We start from the raw sequence: 16,675 nt of genomic DNA on the forward strand, positions 1-16,675 counted from the left end.
GAATCCATACACGCAGCCGGTTCGGCTTCATCCGCGACACCAGCGTCTATGGATCCCCGCCCAGGCGGGGATGACGATCGGGGTAACGCGCTAACAGCAGCGCACCACCCGGTCCTTGCCCGAGCCGCCGCCGTAGCGCCGCTCCACCCGGTCGCGGTGGAACTCGGCCAGCGTCATCACCGGCTCGCCCGGATGCGCGGCCAGCCGGTGCGCGACATAGGCGTCGTAATCGGGCACGCCGACCATCAGCCGCGCGGTCTGTGCCGCCCTATGCAGGAAGCGCATCGCCGATCTCCTTCGTGGTGGGCCGATCGCTCGCCAGCGCGCGGCGGGCGCCCGCGATGCCATAGACCACGATCGCCAGCACAACAGCGACGAAGAAGGCGGTCAGCACCGCGTCGATCCGGTCGTTCAGGATGATCCGCTGCATCTCCGCCATCGTCTTGGCCGGGGCGAGCAGCCGCCCTTCTGCCAGCGCCGTCGAGAATTGATCGGCATGCGCGAGGAAACCGATGCGCGGATTGGGGTGGAACAGCTTCTGCCACCCGGCGGTCAGCGTACAGATCAGCAGCCATGCGGTCGGCACGATCGTCAGCCATGCGTATCGTTGCCGCTTCATCTTGAAGAGCAGCACGGTGCACAGCGTCAGCGCGATCGCCGCCAGCATCTGGTTCGAGATGCCGAACAGCGGCCAGAGCGTGTTGATGCCGCCCAGCGGATCGGTGACGCCGCTGTACAGGAAATATCCCCATGCGCCCACCGCCAGCGCGGTGGCGATCAGATTGGGGGCGGTGCGGTGGGTATCCTTCATCACCGGCACCACGCTGCCGATCAGGTCCTGGATCATGAAGCGCGCGACGCGGGTGCCCGCATCCACCGTGGTCAGGATGAACAGCGCCTCGAACAGGATCGCGAAATGATACCAGAAGGCCATCATGCCCGGGCCGCCGATCACCTGGCTCAGGATATGCGCCATGCCGACGGCCAGCGTCGGCGCGCCACCCGCGCGGGACAGGATCGTGCTTTCGCCGACGTCGCGCGCCAGCTGGTCGAGCATCTCGGGCGTGACCGCGAAGCCCCAGCCGCCGATGACCTGCGCCGCCTCCTGCGCGGTCGTGCCGATCAGCGCGGCGGGGGCGTTCATCGCGAAATAGACCGACGGATCGAGCACGCAGGCGGCGATCAGCGCCATGATCGCGACGAAGCTCTCGGTCAGCATCGCGCCATAGCCGATGTAGCGCAGATGCCCCTCGCTCGCGACCATCTTGGGCGTCGTGCCGCTGGCGATCAGCGCGTGGAACCCCGACACCGCGCCGCAGGCGATGGTGATGAACAGGAAGGGAAACAGCGTGCCCGAAAAGGCGGGGCCGGTCCCGTCCACGAACTGCGTGACGGCGGGCATCTGGAGTTCGGGCCGCACGATCAGGATGCCGAGCGCCAGCCCCGCGATCACCCCGATCTTGAGGAAGGTCGAGAGATAGTCGCGCGGCGCGAGCAGCAGCCACACCGGCACGACCGAGGCGATGAAGCCGTACGCCATCAGGATCAGCGCCAGCGCCGGGCCGCTATAGGTGAACCACGGCGCCAGCGTGGCCGATCGCGCCACCGGCTCGCCCCCCATGATCGCCGCCATCAGCAGGACGAAGCCGATCGCCGACATCTCGGCAATGCGGCCCGGCCGGATGTAGCGGCCATAGATGCCCATCAGCAGCGCGATCGGAATCGTCGCGAACACGGTGAAGGTGCCCCACGGGCTGCCGGTCAGCGCCTTCACCACCACCAGCGCCAGCACGGCGAGCAGGATGACCATGATCATCAGCACGCCGACCAGCGCGATGGTGCCGGGCACCGCGCCCATCTCGCTGCGGATCATGTCGCCCAGCGACCGCGCGTCGCGCCGCGTCGAGAAGGTGAGGACGAGGAAATCCTGCACCGCGCCCGCGAACACCACGCCGACCAGCAGCCACAGCGTACCGGGCAGATAGCCCATCTGCGCCGCCAGCACCGGGCCCACCAGCGGCCCCGCGCCCGCGATCGCGGCGAAGTGATGGCCGAACAGGAAGTGCCGGTCGGTCGGCACGAAATCCAGCCCGTCCTGCCGCCGCACCGCCGGGGTCGCGCGCGCCGGATCGAGCCGCAGCACCCGCGTCGCGATGAACAGGCCGTAGAAGCGATAGGCGATCAGATAGGTGCACAGCGCCGCGACGACGATCCACAGCGCGTTGACGCTTTCGCCCCGCGTCAGCGCGACGACGCCCAGCGCGACCGCCCCGATCAGCGCCAGCGCCGCCCAGCCGATCCGCGCCATGGGCGTCGCGGGCAGCAGCTTCTGTGCAGCGGTGATCGTTGCCGACATCCTCGTCTCCAGCCCTGTTTCCGCCTGATTCCGGCGATTGTCGCGAGCATGCCATCATTCGCTGCGCCGCGCAGCAGGGATTGTCGCCCCGGAGCCCGAGTGACGCAACAAACTTGTATAATATATAGCTGAGCCGTCCCTGAGCCGGGCGCGTAAAGCGATGCGTTCCGGACGATTGCCGCGTTCGGCGAGCGTGGCGGGAATCGCGTTCGGGCCGCCGCTGCCCGCGGCGGCGCAGACCACGGACGCCCCCCTATCCGAACGGCCGGTCGATCGAGCGCTGCGGCTGCGTGAACCATGCCGCGCCGGTTTCGGTGACATGGAAATGATCCTCCAGCCGCACGCCGAAACGGTCGGGCACGACGATCATCGGTTCGTTGGAAAAACACATGCCCGGCGCCATCGGGGTCCGGTCGCCGCGCACCAGATTGGCGGGTTCGTGGATCGACAGGCCGATGCCGTGGCCGGTGCGGTGCGGCAGGCCCGGCAGGCGATAGTCCGGCCCCAGGGCGTGCTTCGCCAATACCCGCCGCGCCGCCGCATCGGCTTCCTCGCACGGCACGCCAGGCGCGGCGACCGCGAAGGCCGCGGCCTGCGCTTCGTGTTCGATCGCCCAGATGTCGCGCACCTCCGCTTCGACCTGCCCGAAGGCATAGGTACGGGTGATGTCCGAATGATAGCCCTGCACCCGGCAGCCGGTGTCGACCAGCACCAGCTGGTTCTCCTCCAGCCGCGGGTCGCCGGGCAGGCCGTGGGGAAAGGCGGTGGCGCGCCCGAACTGCACCGCGCAGAAGAACGAGCCGCCGCCGCCGATCGCGCGATGCGCCGCGTCGATGAAGGCGATGACCTCGCTCGCGGCGATACCGGGGCGCAGGATCGCGGCGGCGCGGGCGTGGACCTCCAGCGTCATCGTCTTCGCTTCCTGCAGGCAGGCCAGCTCGGCGGCGGACTTGACCATGCGGCACCCGTCGATGGCCCCCGCCCCGTCGAGCGTCGTGACGCCGTGGCCCGCCAGCTTCAGCCCCCAGGCGAAGGGCAGCAGCGGATCGATCGCCACCCGCGCGCCCGGCCCGACGATCCGCGCGACCAGCGCGACCGGATCCTCGTCCTCCTCCCACAGCGCGGCCTCGACCGGCACCGCGACCCCGGCGTCGAGCGACCCCTGCTCGAAGCGCGGGCAGATCATCACCGGATCGCCGGAGACGGGCAGCAGCAGCGCGACCATCCGCTCGGTCGGCCCCCATGCCAGCCCGGTGAAATAGCGCAGCGATGCGCCCGCATGGACCAGCAGCGCGTCGGCCCCGGCCTGCGCGGTCAGCCGCCGCGCCCTGGCGATGCGCGCGGCATATTCGTCCGCGCCGATGCGCGGCACCCGCACGGCGGGCGGGCGGATCGCGGCGAGCTGGGTGGCGGCGTCGGAGGTGCCGATGGTCATGGCCATCCTTTCAGAAACGGTCGAGGTCGAAGGGCGTCAGGTCGGGCGCGTCGCCGCACAGCATATCGCCGACGATCTCCCCGGTCACGGGACCGAGCGTCAGGCCCAGATGCTGGTGCCCGAAGGCGTAATGGAGATTGTCCGCCCGGCCGGATCGTCCGATCGCGGGCAGATAGTCGGGCAGCGTCGGGCGCGCGCCCATCCAGCGGGTGAACGGCCCGGTGAGCGGCAGGCCGAGTGCGGCGACATGGGCCTCCAGCCGTGCCCATTTGCGCGGATCGGGCGGGGCGTGGCGGTCGGCGAACTCGACGAAGCCCGCCACCTGCACGCAATCGGCATAGCGGGTGACGATCATCGCGCGATCCTCGAACGCCACGGGCGGCAGGTCGGCGGGCCAGTCCCGCGCTGTCGCCCGCAGGTGATAGCCCCGCTCGGCGATCAGCGGCACGCGGTGCCCCGCCGCCGCCAGCAGCTCGCCCGAGGCCGCCCCGGCGGCGACGACGATGCGATTGGCATCGATGCCGGGGATCGTCATCCGCCGCCCCTGCCGCACCAGCTCCGCCGCTGCTGCCACCCGTTCGACCCCGGCGGCGAGCAACGCCCGATCGAGCGCCGCCGCCAGTTGGTCGAGGTCGGCGACCTGCGCCGTGCCGGTAAAGCGGATCGCGCCCGCCACCCCCGGCGCCAGCGCGCGCAGCCGGGCGAGGTCGCCCGCATCGGCATCGGCGAAGCGCGCGGTGCCGGTGTCCGCCGCGGCCCAGCCCGCCCGGCCCGCAGCCGCGCCGGCGGCGCTCTCCCATGCCACGAAATGCCCGTCCCGCCGCAGCAGTTCGGGGGCGCCGATCGCCGCGACCAGCCGCTCCCATGCCGGAAGCGCCTGTGCCAGCAAGCCCCCCAGCGCCGCCTTGCCCGCCGCGAATCGCGCCGGACCCGATGCCGCCAGCAGGCGCAGCACGAACGGCCCCCAATGCCCGATCCGGCGCGGCGGCAGCGCGAGCGGCCCGCCGCGCACGAACAGCCGCCCCGGCACCGACGCGATCGTCGCGCGCGAGGCGAGCGGCGCGACCTGTTCGGTGGCGATATGCCCGGCATTGCCCCACGACGCCGCCGGCGGTCCGCCCGCCGGATCGATCAGCACCACCCGCTGCCCGCGTGCCGCCAGTGCCAGCGCGATCGATCGCCCGACGATGCCGCCGCCCACGACAGCGGTGTCATGACTTGCTACGGTCGATCGTGCGTACAGGGCCTTGCTCATATCCGATCACTATCGTATACGGTATTCACAAACAAGCTTCAGGATAGCACATGACGATTGACTGGCAGGGCGTCTTTCCGGCGGTGACGACGCAGGTGGGCGAGGATCTCTCGATCGATCTCGCCGATACGCAGCGGGTGGTCGACGATCTGATCCGCGACGGCGTGACCGGCGTGATCGCGCTCGGCACGGTGGGCGAGAACAACTCGCTGACCCAGGACGAGAAGATCACGGTCCTGACGGCGATCGTCGAGGTCGTGGCGGGGCGCGTGCCGGTCGTGACCGGCGTGTCGGAATACGATACCCGCCGTGCGGTGGCCTATGCGCAGGCGGCGGAGAAGGCCGGGGCCGACGGGCTCATGCTGCTGCCGCCGATGGTCTACGTGCCCAAGGCGCATGAACTGGCCGCGCATTTCAACGGCGTGGCGGCGGCGACCGCGCTGCCGATCATGCTCTACAACAACCCGCCCGCGTACCGGACCCAGATCGACAATGCGGTGCTGGCGATGGTCGTCGATACGCCGAACATCGTCGCGATCAAGGAATCGGCACCCGACACCCGCCGCTTCACCGATGTGAAGAATGCGTTCGGCGACCGCTTCGTGCTGTTCGCAGGGCTGGACGACGTGGCGCTGGAAGGGCTGTTCCTCGGCGCGCGGGGCTGGGTCTCGGGCCTCACCAACGCCTTTCCGCGCGAATCGGTCGAGCTGGTGCGCGCGTTCCAGCGCGGCGACCATGCCAGGGCGATGGAGATCTATCGCTGGTTCATGCCGCTGCTCCACCTCGATGCCGAACATGACCTCGTCCAGTCGATCAAGCTGGCCGAGCAGGTGATGGGCCGCGGGTCGGAGCGCGTGTTGCCGCCGCGCCTGCCGCTGGTCGGCGAACGCCGCGCCGAAGTGATCGCGATGGTCGAACAGGCGGCGGCGACCCGCCCGGCGATCGACGCGCCCGTCGCCGCCGCGGCCTGAGCGGACGGCCATGCGCCACAGCTTCTTCTGCATCGACGGCCATACCGCCGGAAACCCGGTGCGGCTGGTCGCGGGTGGCGCACCCTTGCTGAAGGGCGGGTCGATGTCGGCGCGGCGGCAGGATTTCCTGTCCCGCTTCGACTGGATCCGCACCGGGCTGTGCTTCGAGCCGCGCGGCCATGCGATGATGTCGGGCGGGTTCCTCTATCCGCCGACGACCGGTGACGCCGATGTCGGCATCCTGTTCATCGAGACGTCGGGCTGCCTGCCGATGTGCGGGCACGGCACGATCGGGATCATCACCTTCGGGCTGGAGCATGGCCTGATCCAGCCCGCCACGCCGGGGCGGCTGCGCGTCGAGGTGCCCGCCGGGGTGATCGACATCGCCTATGCCGTGGACGGCGACCGGGTGACGTCGGTCAAGATCACCAACGTGCCCTCCTATCTCGCGGCGCGCGGCATTGCGGTGCAGGTGCCGGGGCTGGGCGACCTCGTGGTCGACGTCGCCTATGGCGGCAACTATTACGCCATCGTCGAGCCGCAGGGCGGCTATCCCGGGCTCGATGCGCTGGGGGCGGAGGCGATCGTCGCGCACAGCCGGGTGCTGCGCGAGGCGGTGCGCGCGGCGTTCGAGCCGGTGCATCCGCTCGACCCGACGATCCGCGGGGTCAGCCATGTGCTATGGGCCGACGCGCCGAAGGGCGAGGGGGCGGACGGGCGCAACGCGGTCTTCTACGGCGACGGCGCGATCGACCGGAGCCCGTGCGGCACCGGCACCTCGGCGCGGCTGGCGCATCTCGTCGGCACCGGGCGGCTGCACGTCGGCGACCGCTTCGTCCACGAAAGCTATATCGGCAGCCGCTTCACCGGCCGGGTCGAGGCGGCGACGACGCTGGGCGACCGGCCCGCGATCCTCCCCTCGATCGAGGGGTCGGCGATCGCGACCGGATTCAATACGATATGGATCGACCGCGCCGATCCGTTCTGGCAAGGTTTCGTGGTGCGATGAGGCCCGCTCCGGGCGACTCCGTACCAGAGGTCCCATCCGTGAACGCCCCCCGTACCGTCGTCGTGCGTACCCTGTCCGACCAGATTTTCTCGATCGTGCGCGACCGCATCGTCACCGGCAGCCTTGGCCAGGACGTGCCGATCCGCCAGGACGCGCTGGCCAACGAACTGGGGGTCAGCAAGATTCCGCTGCGCGAGGCGCTGGGGCGGCTGGAACAGGAAGGGCTGCTCGTCAGCCAGGCCAATCGCGGCTATTCGGTGCGGCCGATGTCGGCGGCGCAGGTCGACGAGATCTATGCGCTGCGCCTCGCGATCGAACCCGCCGCCGCGGTGCGCGGGTCGCTCGCCGCCGACGAGGCCGCGCGGGCCGAGGCGCTCGCCGCCTTCCACGCGCTGGACGAGGCGGCGCACAGCAATCTGGCCGAGGTCGCGGTGCGCAACCGCAACTTCCACGTCGCGCTGGTGCGCCCGGCGGGCGGCGTGCTGACCACGCAACTGGTCGAGCGGCTGGCGTTCCTTGCCGAGCGCTATGTCGTCGCCCATCTCGAACCCGCCGGGCGCGACGCGCGCGCGCATCTCGAGCATCGCCACCTGATCGACGCATGGCTCGCGCGCGACGGCGCGGTGCTGCAGGATCTGCTGCACCGGCACATCGCCGCCACGCTGGACGATCTGCACGCACAATTCGCCGCGACGGGCGACGCCTGATCCGCACCCGATACGGGGCGGATCGCATTTCGGGGGGAACAAGCAACATGTCGATCTTCGGTCCGCGCAAAGTGCCGGGCGCGCATGCCCCCGCCGGACAGGCGCTCGCCAAGACGCTGGGCTGGCCGCATCTGATCGCGCTGGGGGTCGGCGCGATCGTCGGCACCGGCATCTATACGCTGACCGGCGTCGGCGCGGACCGGGCGGGTCCGGCGGTGCTGCTCGCCTTCGCGATCGCCGGTGCGGTGTGCGCCTGCGCCGCGCTCGCCTATGCCGAACTGGCGACGATGATCCCGGCGGCGGGCAGCGCCTATACCTTCAGCTATACCGCGCTCGGCGAAACCGTGGCGTGGGTGGTCGGCTGGTCGCTGATCCTCGAATATTCGCTCGCCTGCTCGACGGTCGCGGTCGGCTGGTCGGGCTATCTGGTCGGCTGGATCCAGGCGATGGGGGTGCAGCTGCCCGCCGAACTCCTCTCCGGCCCGCACGGCGGCGGCATCGTCAACCTGCCCGCGGTGCTGGTCGCGCTGGCGGTGATGGGGATGCTGGTCGCGGGCACGCGCGAGAGCGCGACGCTCAACATCATCCTCGTCGTCGTGAAGCTGGTGGCGCTGGGCGTGTTCATCGCCTTCGCGCTGCCCGCGTTCGACGGCGCGAACCTCGAACCCTTCATGCCCTATGGCTTCGGCAGTACCGAGGTGGACGGCACCAAGCGCGGGGTGATGGCGGCGGCGGCGATCGTGTTCTTCGCCTTCTACGGCTTCGATGCGGTCGCGACCTCGGCGGAGGAGGCGAAGAATCCCGGGCGCGACCTGACGATCGGCATCGTCGGATCGATGCTGCTGTGCACCGCCATCTACATGGGCGTGGCGCTGGCGGCGATCGGGGCGGTGCCGTTCCGCGCACTGGCCGACAGCCCCGAACCGCTGGCGCTGGTGCTGCGCTCGCTGGGGCAGCCGACCGCCGCGCATCTGATCGCGCTGGCGGCGGTGATCGCGCTCCCCTCGGTCATCCTCGTGATGATGTACGGGCAGAGCCGCATCTTCTTCGTGATGGCGCGCGACGGGCTGCTGCCCCAGGGCCTTGCGACCGTCAGCAAGCGGACCGGCGCGCCGACGCGGATCACGGTGTTGACCGGCCTGTCGATCGCGCTGGTCGCCGGGCTGTTCCGGCTGGACGAGATCGCCGAACTGGCCAATGCAGGCACGCTGATCGCCTTCGTCTCGGTCGGTGCCTGCCTGATGGTGCTGCGCCGGACGGCGCCGCACGCCGAGCGGCTGTTCCGCTGCCCTGCGCCCTATGTGGTGGGGACGGGGGCGATCCTCGGGTGCATCTATCTGCTCTTCAGCCTGCCGGGCGCCACGCTGCTGCGGTTCGTGGCGTGGAACGTGATCGGGCTGGTCGTGTATGTCGGCTATGGCCGCCGCATGAGTCTGGCGCGGCGGGGGTGATCAGATCCCCGCATACCAGTCATAGCCCGCGACATCTTCCCAGAAGCCGCCCTTGCCCCCGGCGATGCCGGTGAGCGCGGCGACCGCCTCGATCCGCTCGACATATTTGGCGTGCTTGTAGCCCAGCTGCCGCTCGACCCGGAGGCGCAGCGGCGCGCCGTTGGGAATGCCGAGCAGCCGGTCGTTGAGCGCCCAGGCGAGGATCGTCTGCGGGTGGAAGGCATCGATCAGGTCGATCGATTCATAATAGCGCCGCCCGCCGATCGCATCGGCACAGTGGAACACCAGATAGCGCGCGGCAGGCAACAGCCCGGCGAGGTCGAGGATGCGCGACAGCCGCGGCCCGGTCCATTTGCCGATCGCGCTCCATCCCTCGACGCAATCGTGCCGGGTGATCTGCCGGCGCGCGGGCATTTGCCGGATCTGGTCGAGCCGGAGCGACAGCGGGCGCGCGACCAGCCCGTCCACCGCCACCCGCCAGTCGGCGAAGCGCCGCGCGGCATGGGCGTTATAGTCGGGCGTGTTGGGATTGCTGGTGCCGTTGGCGCGGAACACCGGCGATCGCTGGTCGGGGGCATATTCCACCGCCAGCGCGGTCCGCGCCGTGATCGCGCGCTGCAGCCCGCGATGCGCGACCTCCGCCCCGCCCAGCAGCGCCTGCGCCTGCGGCAGCCCCGCCACCCGGTCGCACGCGGCGACCAGCCCGCCCGCGCCGACCACCAGCGCCGAGCGCCGCGAGAGCAACCGGCTCATTCGGGCACCCGCCACCAGCCGGTAATCATCGAGCGCACCTCGTTCACCGCGCCTGCGAGGATCACCAGCACCAGATGGACGATCACGAACAGGGTGATCCCCCCGGCCGCAAGGAAATGGATCGAGCGCGCCGACTGTCGCCCGCCGAGTATCTCCAGCAACCATGGGAAGGCCGCGTTCAGCCCCGGCGACATCGCGATGCCGGTCGCGATCACCAGCGGCAGCAGGCCGAAGAGCACCAGCACATAGCTGAGCTTCTGCAGTACGTTATAGTCGCCGGGCGCTTCGGGATCATGGAAGCGAAAGGCGAGATGCGCCCGCACGTCGGCCAGCAGGTGCGCGCGCGACAGCTCGCGCCGCCGGATCGTCAGGTCGCGCGCGAAATGCCGGTTGAGCAGGCTGGCGATCATGTACGCCAGCAGGCCGAATCCCAGCACCAGCGCGAAGCTCAGGTGCCAGTTGCGCGCCAGCGCGAGGTTGTAGCGCTGCGGGATCGTCACCCAGCCGGGAAACCGCTCGAAGGTCAGCCACGCATGGTCGAAGTTCGCGCCATAGCGGCCCCAGTACAGCCGGGGATGCGCGTTCAGGATCATCAGCCCGCTGCCGATCAGGATGACGATCGCGACGGCGTTGACCCAGTGCCACAGCCGCGTGGCCAGCCGGTGGCGATAGACGGTGCGCGCGCTCATCGCCGGAGCATGGGGCCTGCGGGGGCCGACGCCAAGGGGGCTTGCCCCGATCGTCCGCCTCGTGCGTTGGCTCGCCCCATGACCGACTTCCATTCCTATGCCCCGGCCGACGGGCATCGCCTCGCCCATGATCCGTTCAACGCCATCATCGCGCCGCGCCCGATCGGCTGGATCGCAAGCGTGTCGCCGGAGGGCAAACGCAATCTCGCGCCCTACAGTTTCTTCAACGCCTTCAACTATCGCCCGCCGATCATCGGCTTCGCCTCCACCGGGGCGAAGGACACGCTGGCCAACGCCCGCGATACCGGGGCGTTCGTCTGGAACCTCGCGACGCGGCGCCAAGCGGAGGCGATGAACGTCACCTCGGCCACGACCGATGCCGACGAGTTCGTGCTGGCCGGGCTGGAGACGCTGCCGTCGGTGGTGGTCGCCCCGCCGCGCGTCGCGGGATCGCCGGTGCAGTTCGAGTGCGTGACGACGCAGATTCTCAGGCTTCAGGATCGGCAGGGCGCGGACGTCGACACCTGGCTGGTGCTGGGCGAGGTGGTACACGTCCATATCGACACCGCGCTGCTGACAGACGGGGTATACCAGACCGCCGCCGCCCGCCCGATCCTGCGCGGCGGCGGGGCGGGGGACTATTTCGAGCCGGGCGAACGCTTCGGCCTGCGGCGGCCGACGTAACCGGGTTCAGCGATAGGCGCGCCAGAAGAACACCGCCGTGACGCTGGCCGTCACGAACAGTGTCCATGCCCGCACCTGTCCCGGCGTCAATCGCGCGCCGACCTTCGCGCCCGCCCAGCCGCCGAAGATGCCGCCGAGCAGCATGGGTATGCAGGCGGCCCATGCGACCATGCCCGACGCGATGAACAGGATCGCCGCCGCGCTGTTGGCGGTGGCCAGCATCAGCGTGCGCGGCGCGGCCATCGCCTTCACGCTCATGCCCGCCAGCAGGCCATAGGTCGCGGTGACCATCATCCCCACGCCCCCGCCGAAATAGCCGCCATAGACGCCGAGCAGCACCTGCGCGACGATCAGGGTCGCGGGACCGATCGTCACCCGCGCATGCAGCCAGTCCGCCGCGCGCCGCCCGAACGCGATGGCGAGGAACGCGACGAGCAGCAGCCACGGCACGATCACGTCGAACAGGTCGCTGGGCGTCCACACCAGCAACAGGCTGCCGAGCAGCCCGGACACGAAGGTGATGCCCGCCAGCAACCGGATCGGCAGTCCGCCGAGTGGCCCCAGCCCGCGGCGATAGGCCCATGCGCTGGCGATCGCACCGGGTTGCAGCGCCACGTTGGAGGTCGCGTTGGCGACCGATCCGGGCAGCCCCAGCGCGATCAGCGCGGGCAGGGTCGCGAAAGTACCGCCCCCGGCCAGCGCGTTCATCGCGCCGCCGACCATTCCGGCCCCGGCGGCAAGGGCGATCGAGGCGGGATCGAGCATGGGCCGCGCTAGATACTATCGCGCGCGGCATGTCGAGGGGCGCGGCGCCTTGCCCACCCCGGCGGCGGGCATGCGGATTACACCGCGTTCATGCCTGTCGAGGGGTGTCGCCCGCCGATCGATTAAACCTTCGTCATGTTGGACCGGACACGAAACAACCACCGGTTTCGCGCGATTTCCGGAACCTCTGGCAAAGAGGAGATGGCATCATGAAGCAACTGGTTTTCGCGATCGTCGGCACCCTTGGCGTTCTGGGCGGCGGTGCCGCGCTTGCCGCGCAACCCGCGAAAAAGCCGTGGGTGACGGAGCAGGCGCAGGTGCCCGGACGCGCCGGGACCGAACGGACCGTCGCGGTCATCAGGAGCGGCAGGAACCTCGAGACGGTGAGCTGCCGCGACTTCAACCTGCTCGACGAATCGTTCAAGCCCGAAGCGATCCGCTATGCCGCCAACTATGGTCCGAAGGGCAAGCCGCACCCGACCGTGACGGTCAGGGGGGTCGAGACGATCCGGCCGATGGTGCTGGCCAGCTGCAAGGCGCGACCGGGCGACCATTTCACCGCCGCGGTCAACGCCGCGCTGAAGCGGGGCTGATTCCCGGCACGACCCCGGCGGCGCTCAGGCGTTGAGCGCCGCCGCCTCACGATCCCGCTCGGCGCGGCTCTTCTTCTCGGCGGCGGTCTTCAACTGGCCGCAGGCGGCACCGATGTCCTGCCCGCGCGTGCGGCGGACGGGGGCCGAGATGCCGCCCTCGAACACGATGTCGCTGAACGCGCGGATGCGCTCGGGCGTCGAGCATTCGTACGGCGCGCCCGGCCACGGGTTGAACGGGATCAGATTGACCTTGGCGGGCAGCTGGTACTTGCGCAGCAGCCGCACCAGTTCGCGCGCATCGGCGTCGCTGTCGTTCTTGTCCTTCAGCATGACATATTCGAAGGTGATCCGCCGCGCATTGTTGGCGCCCGGATAGTCGGCGCACGCCTGCAACAGCTCCTCGATGCCGTATTTGCGGTTCAGGGGCACGATCTCGTCGCGCACCGCCTTGGTCACGGCATGGAGCGACACGGCGAGGTTCACGCCGATCTCCGCGCCCGCGCGCGCCATCATCGGCACCACGCCCGAGGTGCTGAGCGTGATCCGCCGCTTGCTGAGCGCGAGGCCGTCGCCGTCCATCACCACGCCCAGCGCATCGCGCACCGCGTCGAAATTATACAGCGGCTCGCCCATGCCCATCATCACGATGTTGGTGAGCATCCGCCCTTCCGGCGTCGAGGGCCATTCGCCCAGCGCATCGCGCGCCAGCATCACCTGCCCCACGATCTCGCCCGGGGTCAGGTTGCGCACCAGCCGCATCGTGCCGGTGTGGCAGAAGGTGCAGTTCAGGGTACAGCCGACCTGGCTCGACACGCACAGCGTCCCCCGATCGGCGTCGGGGATGAACACCATCTCGTAATCCTGCCCGTCGCTCGAGGTCAGCAGCCACTTGCGCGTGCCGTCGGACGACACCTGCGCCTCCTTCACGTCGGGCCGCCCGATGACGAAGTGGCGCTCGAGCAGCGGATGCTGCGCCTTGGCGATATCGGTCATCGCCGCGAACTCGGTCGCGCCGCGATTGTAGATCCAGTGCCAGATCTGCTTGGCGCGCAGCTTCGCCTGCCGCGCATCCAGCCCGGCGGCGGCGAGCGCGTCGCGAATCTCGGGCCTGGACAGGCCGATCAGGTCGGTGCGCCCGTCGGCACGCGGCACCGCCGCGCGCGGCACGGGCACGGGATCGACATGGCCGGGGATCGGCATCGCAGGGGTCATGGGCGTGGTTCCGTCAGGGGCGAGCCGATCTGCATCCGGCAATTGCGGATACCATCGACGTGTTGGAGAAGGTCGGGCGCGACATGGGCGGACATCGGGTCCAGTACCACATCGATCCCTTCGCGGCGCGCCAGCTTGGCGGGCGGTACGAAATCGGCGTCGGCGGCGACCATCACGATCTGGTCGACCTGCCGCTTATAGGCCATCGACGCGACGTCGAGGCCGAGGCGCATGTCGACGCCCTTCTGGATCACGTCGAGTTCAAAGTCGTCGTCGGTCGGCGCGAAGCCGTCGCGGTGCCAGCGCTCGACCGCGCTCGGCTTCAACCGCCACGGCGACAGCTTGTCGTTCAGCCGGCCCAGCCGTACCGCCACCTTGCGCGTCCGGTGCAACCGTTCGTGGATCGCCATGCGCAACTGCGCCGCCGGGGTCCGGCTGAAATCGATCGATCGCTTGCCGACCGGGGTGTGCAGCCGCTTGGTCCACGGCGGGCAGTCGTAGAAGAAGATGCGATAGAGCTCGCGCGTTTCCTCGGGGCGATAGCGGTCGCCGTCGACATTGCCCTGCCACGTCGGCGTCGCATGCAGCCGGGTAGAGACATGGAACGCCGCCATCGAGATGACGCCCAGCGCGACGTCCTGTGCGCTCTGCGCATCCAGATTGGGAAAGGCGTTGCTGAAACGGCGCAGGAAAAACGCGCCGTCGATCACGACGGCAGTCGACATGACGGGCACCAAAAACAGGTTGCCCCCGGGGGCGGCCTTGAGCTGATGTCTGCTCTTGCGAGCGCCTCAAGACGGCTACCGGGGGCCTGATGGGTATCGACATAGCGGGTTGACAAAAAAAGTCAACCGCGCAGGCACCCCAGCGTCGCCGCGTCGATCGCGCTGGCCGCGCCGCCCAGTGCGTAGACGTCGGCGAAGGCCGCGCCGTTCGCGGCCACGCTCTCGACGCTCATCGATCGCCCGCCGCGCATCGCCGCCACGATCGCGCGGTCGGCGGCGGCATCGGGTGCCCAGGCGTCGCGCGCACCCGCGGTCAGCTCGAAGCGCCGCTCGCCGATCGCCAGCACGACGCGCGCGCGCGGGTTGCGCGCACGGCTCAGGCGGACATGCACCTGCGCCCGCACCCGTGCCCCCGGCCAGTTGCCGACGCTGGCGAAGGCATCACCCCCGACCGGCGCGACCGGGCGGGCGATGGCATAGCAGCGCGTCGGCGCATCGCTGCGGAACGCGCCCCAGCGCTGGTACACGCCGATCGCCTGCGGGGCCGCCGCCGCCAGCAGCAGCGCGATCATGCCGGTGCCGCGACCGAGGCGCGGCCGCTGCCCAGATGTACCACCTGCTCGATGCCGCCCTCGATCCGCACGATCGATCCCTGCGGCAGGTCGGGAGCTACCGGTGCGTCGAACTGCGGCAGCACGTCGGCACCCGTCAGCACGCCGCGCAGCACCCGGCTCGACATGCCGTGCATGATGACCAGCCGGTCGCCGGGATCGTCGTTCGTGTCCGCCGCCCAGCCGCCGACCCGCGCCGCGATCGCGTCATACCATTCGCCGCCGGGCGCGGGGCGGCGATAGAGGCGGGCGTCGACGTCGAGGAAATCGGCATCGGGCCCGGCCAGCTCGTGGTAGTAGCGCCCCGACCATTGCCCCATGCCGATCTCGACCAGCCGGTCGTCGCGCATCGCCTGATGCCAGTCGAGTTCGAGATGCTCGGCGATGATCGCCAGCGTCTGGAGCGCGCGCCCCGCGCTCGATGCCCAGAGCGTGATCTTCGGTTTGACGCCCAGCAACTCGCGCAGCGCCGCGCCCATCGCATCGGCCTGTGCGAACCCGGCGCGGGTCAGCGGGGTATGGAGGTGATCGCCCTGCATCCGCTGGGCGATGTTGTACACCGTCTCGCCATGGCGGGCGATATAGTCTCGGCCTTTGCGCTGGGTCGTCATCGGCTTACTTTCAAGGCTGTGTTGCGAAAGTGCAACGGTTTTCGCTGTTTAGGTGAGGTTCATGCAACAGCGGCGCAGATCGTCCATTGGAACGGGGCGCCCGCCGACACGGACCGTGCGGGCACTAGATGACGGAGTAACGACATGCGTACCACCCTGATCGCCCTCGGCCTTGCTGCCGGCACCGCGCTCGCCACCCCGGCGCTGGCGCAGGACGTCAACCCGGCCTTCACCGGCTTCCGCGTCGGCGCGCTGGCAGGCTATGACGGCATCCGCCCGGGCAGCACCGAGGACAGCGACCTCGACGGTGATAACGAGACGGTCAACGGTCTCGTCTACGGCGTCGACGCAGGCTATGACTTCGCGCTCAGCAACATCCTGATCGGGATCGAGGGCGAATATACCGGATCGACCGGCAAGGTCGAAACCGCGCGCACCGACCCCAATTTCTTCGGCTTCGGCAACGTCAAGACCGGCCGCGACCTGTATGTCGGCGCGCGCGCGGGCATCCTCGCCGCGCCCGAGACGCTGGTCTATGTGAAGGGCGGCTACACCAACGCCCGCCTCGACGTGGTGGCCAGCAACGGCACGACCGACAGCCGCGAGAATTTCGAGCTGAACGGCTATCGCCTCGGTGCGGGCGTCGAGCAGGCGATCGGCAGCCGCGCCTATGCCAAGCTCGAATATCGCTACTCGAACTACAACAACGCCGACTTCCAGTTCCGCGACGGGGCGACGACCTCGCAGTTCGACATCGACACCGACCGGCATCAGGTGGTCGCGGGCGTCGGCATCCGGTTCTGAGTTTGCTTGACCGGGCGTGCGTGTTCACGCCCGGCGGCGGTACC

General features: G+C 69.7%; 18 protein-coding genes. 7 read left to right on the forward strand and 11 right to left on the reverse strand.

Annotated features, from left to right (window positions below; genetic code table 11):
- Positions 1–90: 90 nt before the first annotated feature.
- The 4 genes from ABLE43_RS18775 to ABLE43_RS18790 all read right to left on the reverse strand — a co-directional run bounded on the left by ABLE43_RS18775 (position 91) and on the right by ABLE43_RS18790 (position 5,046).
- The gene (locus ABLE43_RS18775; protein ID WP_348979751.1) at positions 91–285 is read right to left on the reverse strand and encodes a YbdD/YjiX family protein; all 195 of its coding nucleotides are present in this window, start codon (positions 283–285) and stop codon (positions 91–93) included.
- A complete protein-coding gene (locus ABLE43_RS18780) occupies positions 269–2,308 on the reverse strand; it encodes a carbon starvation CstA family protein (RefSeq protein WP_348979780.1) in 2,040 nt (679 codons plus the stop codon). The genes ABLE43_RS18775 and ABLE43_RS18780 overlap by 17 nt, the downstream gene beginning before the upstream one ends.
- A 301-nt stretch (positions 2,309–2,609) precedes the next feature.
- Entirely contained in the window at positions 2,610–3,797 is a 1,188-nt protein-coding gene (locus ABLE43_RS18785; protein WP_348979752.1) for a M24 family metallopeptidase, read from the reverse strand.
- A gap of 4 nt (positions 3,798–3,801) precedes the next feature.
- Positions 3,802–5,046 (reverse strand): NAD(P)/FAD-dependent oxidoreductase, encoded by a 1,245-nt coding sequence (locus ABLE43_RS18790; protein WP_348979753.1) that lies wholly within the window; start codon positions 5,044–5,046, stop codon positions 3,802–3,804.
- 50 nt (positions 5,047–5,096) lie between these two features.
- Between ABLE43_RS18790 and ABLE43_RS18795 the strand changes: the two genes are divergently transcribed.
- From ABLE43_RS18795 to ABLE43_RS18810, 4 genes are read left to right on the forward strand one after another with little or no spacing between them, the layout of a single operon-like run.
- Positions 5,097–6,017: a dihydrodipicolinate synthase family protein gene (locus ABLE43_RS18795; RefSeq protein ID WP_348979754.1), complete on the forward strand. Its 921-nt coding sequence runs from the start codon at positions 5,097–5,099 to the stop codon at positions 6,015–6,017.
- Between the two features lie 10 nt (positions 6,018–6,027).
- Entirely contained in the window at positions 6,028–7,026 is a 999-nt protein-coding gene (locus ABLE43_RS18800; protein WP_348979755.1) for a 4-hydroxyproline epimerase, read from the forward strand.
- Positions 7,023–7,733 (forward strand): GntR family transcriptional regulator, encoded by a 711-nt coding sequence (locus ABLE43_RS18805; protein WP_425475289.1) that lies wholly within the window; start codon positions 7,023–7,025, stop codon positions 7,731–7,733. The genes ABLE43_RS18800 and ABLE43_RS18805 overlap by 4 nt, the downstream gene beginning before the upstream one ends.
- A gap of 47 nt (positions 7,734–7,780) precedes the next feature.
- Complete coding sequence (locus ABLE43_RS18810; RefSeq protein WP_348979757.1) at positions 7,781–9,184, forward strand: amino acid permease; 1,404 nt, start codon at positions 7,781–7,783, stop codon at positions 9,182–9,184.
- Here the strand turns inward: ABLE43_RS18810 and ABLE43_RS18815 are convergent, their stop codons facing one another.
- Positions 9,185–9,937: a molybdopterin-dependent oxidoreductase gene (locus tag ABLE43_RS18815; protein ID WP_348979758.1), complete on the reverse strand. Its 753-nt coding sequence runs from the start codon at positions 9,935–9,937 to the stop codon at positions 9,185–9,187.
- Positions 9,934–10,626, reverse strand: coding sequence for a cytochrome b/b6 domain-containing protein (locus tag ABLE43_RS18820; RefSeq protein ID WP_348979759.1), 693 nt, complete (start codon positions 10,624–10,626; stop codon positions 9,934–9,936). The genes ABLE43_RS18815 and ABLE43_RS18820 overlap by 4 nt, the downstream gene beginning before the upstream one ends.
- Before the next feature lie 78 nt (positions 10,627–10,704).
- On the opposite strand from ABLE43_RS18820, the gene ABLE43_RS18825 reads away from it, so the two are divergent.
- Complete coding sequence (locus tag ABLE43_RS18825; protein ID WP_348979760.1) at positions 10,705–11,310, forward strand: flavin reductase family protein; 606 nt, start codon at positions 10,705–10,707, stop codon at positions 11,308–11,310.
- A 6-nt stretch (positions 11,311–11,316) separates the two neighbouring features.
- Here the strand turns inward: ABLE43_RS18825 and ABLE43_RS18830 are convergent, their stop codons facing one another.
- Positions 11,317–12,075 carry a sulfite exporter TauE/SafE family protein gene (locus ABLE43_RS18830; protein WP_348979761.1) on the reverse strand — a complete coding sequence of 253 codons (759 nt, stop codon included), beginning with the start codon at positions 12,073–12,075 and terminating at the stop codon, positions 11,317–11,319.
- Between the two features lie 209 nt (positions 12,076–12,284).
- Here ABLE43_RS18830 and ABLE43_RS18835 point away from each other — a divergent pair, with 209 nt between their 5' ends.
- Positions 12,285–12,668: an HdeA/HdeB family chaperone gene (locus tag ABLE43_RS18835; protein ID WP_348979762.1), complete on the forward strand. Its 384-nt coding sequence runs from the start codon at positions 12,285–12,287 to the stop codon at positions 12,666–12,668.
- 24 nt (positions 12,669–12,692) lie between these two features.
- On the opposite strand, the gene rlmN is transcribed toward ABLE43_RS18835, so the two are convergent.
- From rlmN to ABLE43_RS18855, 4 genes are all read right to left on the reverse strand, one after another.
- Positions 12,693–13,868, reverse strand: a complete 1,176-nt coding sequence (gene rlmN, locus ABLE43_RS18840; protein ID WP_348979781.1) for a dual-specificity RNA methyltransferase RlmN — start codon at positions 13,866–13,868, stop codon at positions 12,693–12,695.
- Between the two features lie 8 nt (positions 13,869–13,876).
- Positions 13,877–14,605, reverse strand: a complete 729-nt coding sequence (locus ABLE43_RS18845) for an NYN domain-containing protein (RefSeq protein WP_348979763.1) — start codon at positions 14,603–14,605, stop codon at positions 13,877–13,879.
- A gap of 122 nt (positions 14,606–14,727) precedes the next feature.
- Positions 14,728–15,177, reverse strand: coding sequence for a hypothetical protein (locus tag ABLE43_RS18850; protein WP_348979764.1), 450 nt, complete (start codon positions 15,175–15,177; stop codon positions 14,728–14,730).
- The gene (locus ABLE43_RS18855; RefSeq protein WP_348979765.1) at positions 15,174–15,827 is read right to left on the reverse strand and encodes a histidine phosphatase family protein; all 654 of its coding nucleotides are present in this window, start codon (positions 15,825–15,827) and stop codon (positions 15,174–15,176) included. Before ABLE43_RS18855 ends, ABLE43_RS18850 begins: the two co-directional genes overlap by 4 nt.
- Positions 15,828–15,971: 144 nt before the next feature.
- Between ABLE43_RS18855 and ABLE43_RS18860 the strand changes: the two genes are divergently transcribed.
- The gene (locus ABLE43_RS18860; RefSeq protein ID WP_348979766.1) at positions 15,972–16,631 is read left to right on the forward strand and encodes an outer membrane protein; all 660 of its coding nucleotides are present in this window, start codon (positions 15,972–15,974) and stop codon (positions 16,629–16,631) included.
- Positions 16,632–16,675 lie beyond the last annotated feature (44 nt).

The sequence above is a fragment of the Sphingomonas silueang genome (assembly GCF_040049155.1).
GTDB lineage: Bacteria > Pseudomonadota > Alphaproteobacteria > Sphingomonadales > Sphingomonadaceae > Sphingomonas > Sphingomonas silueang.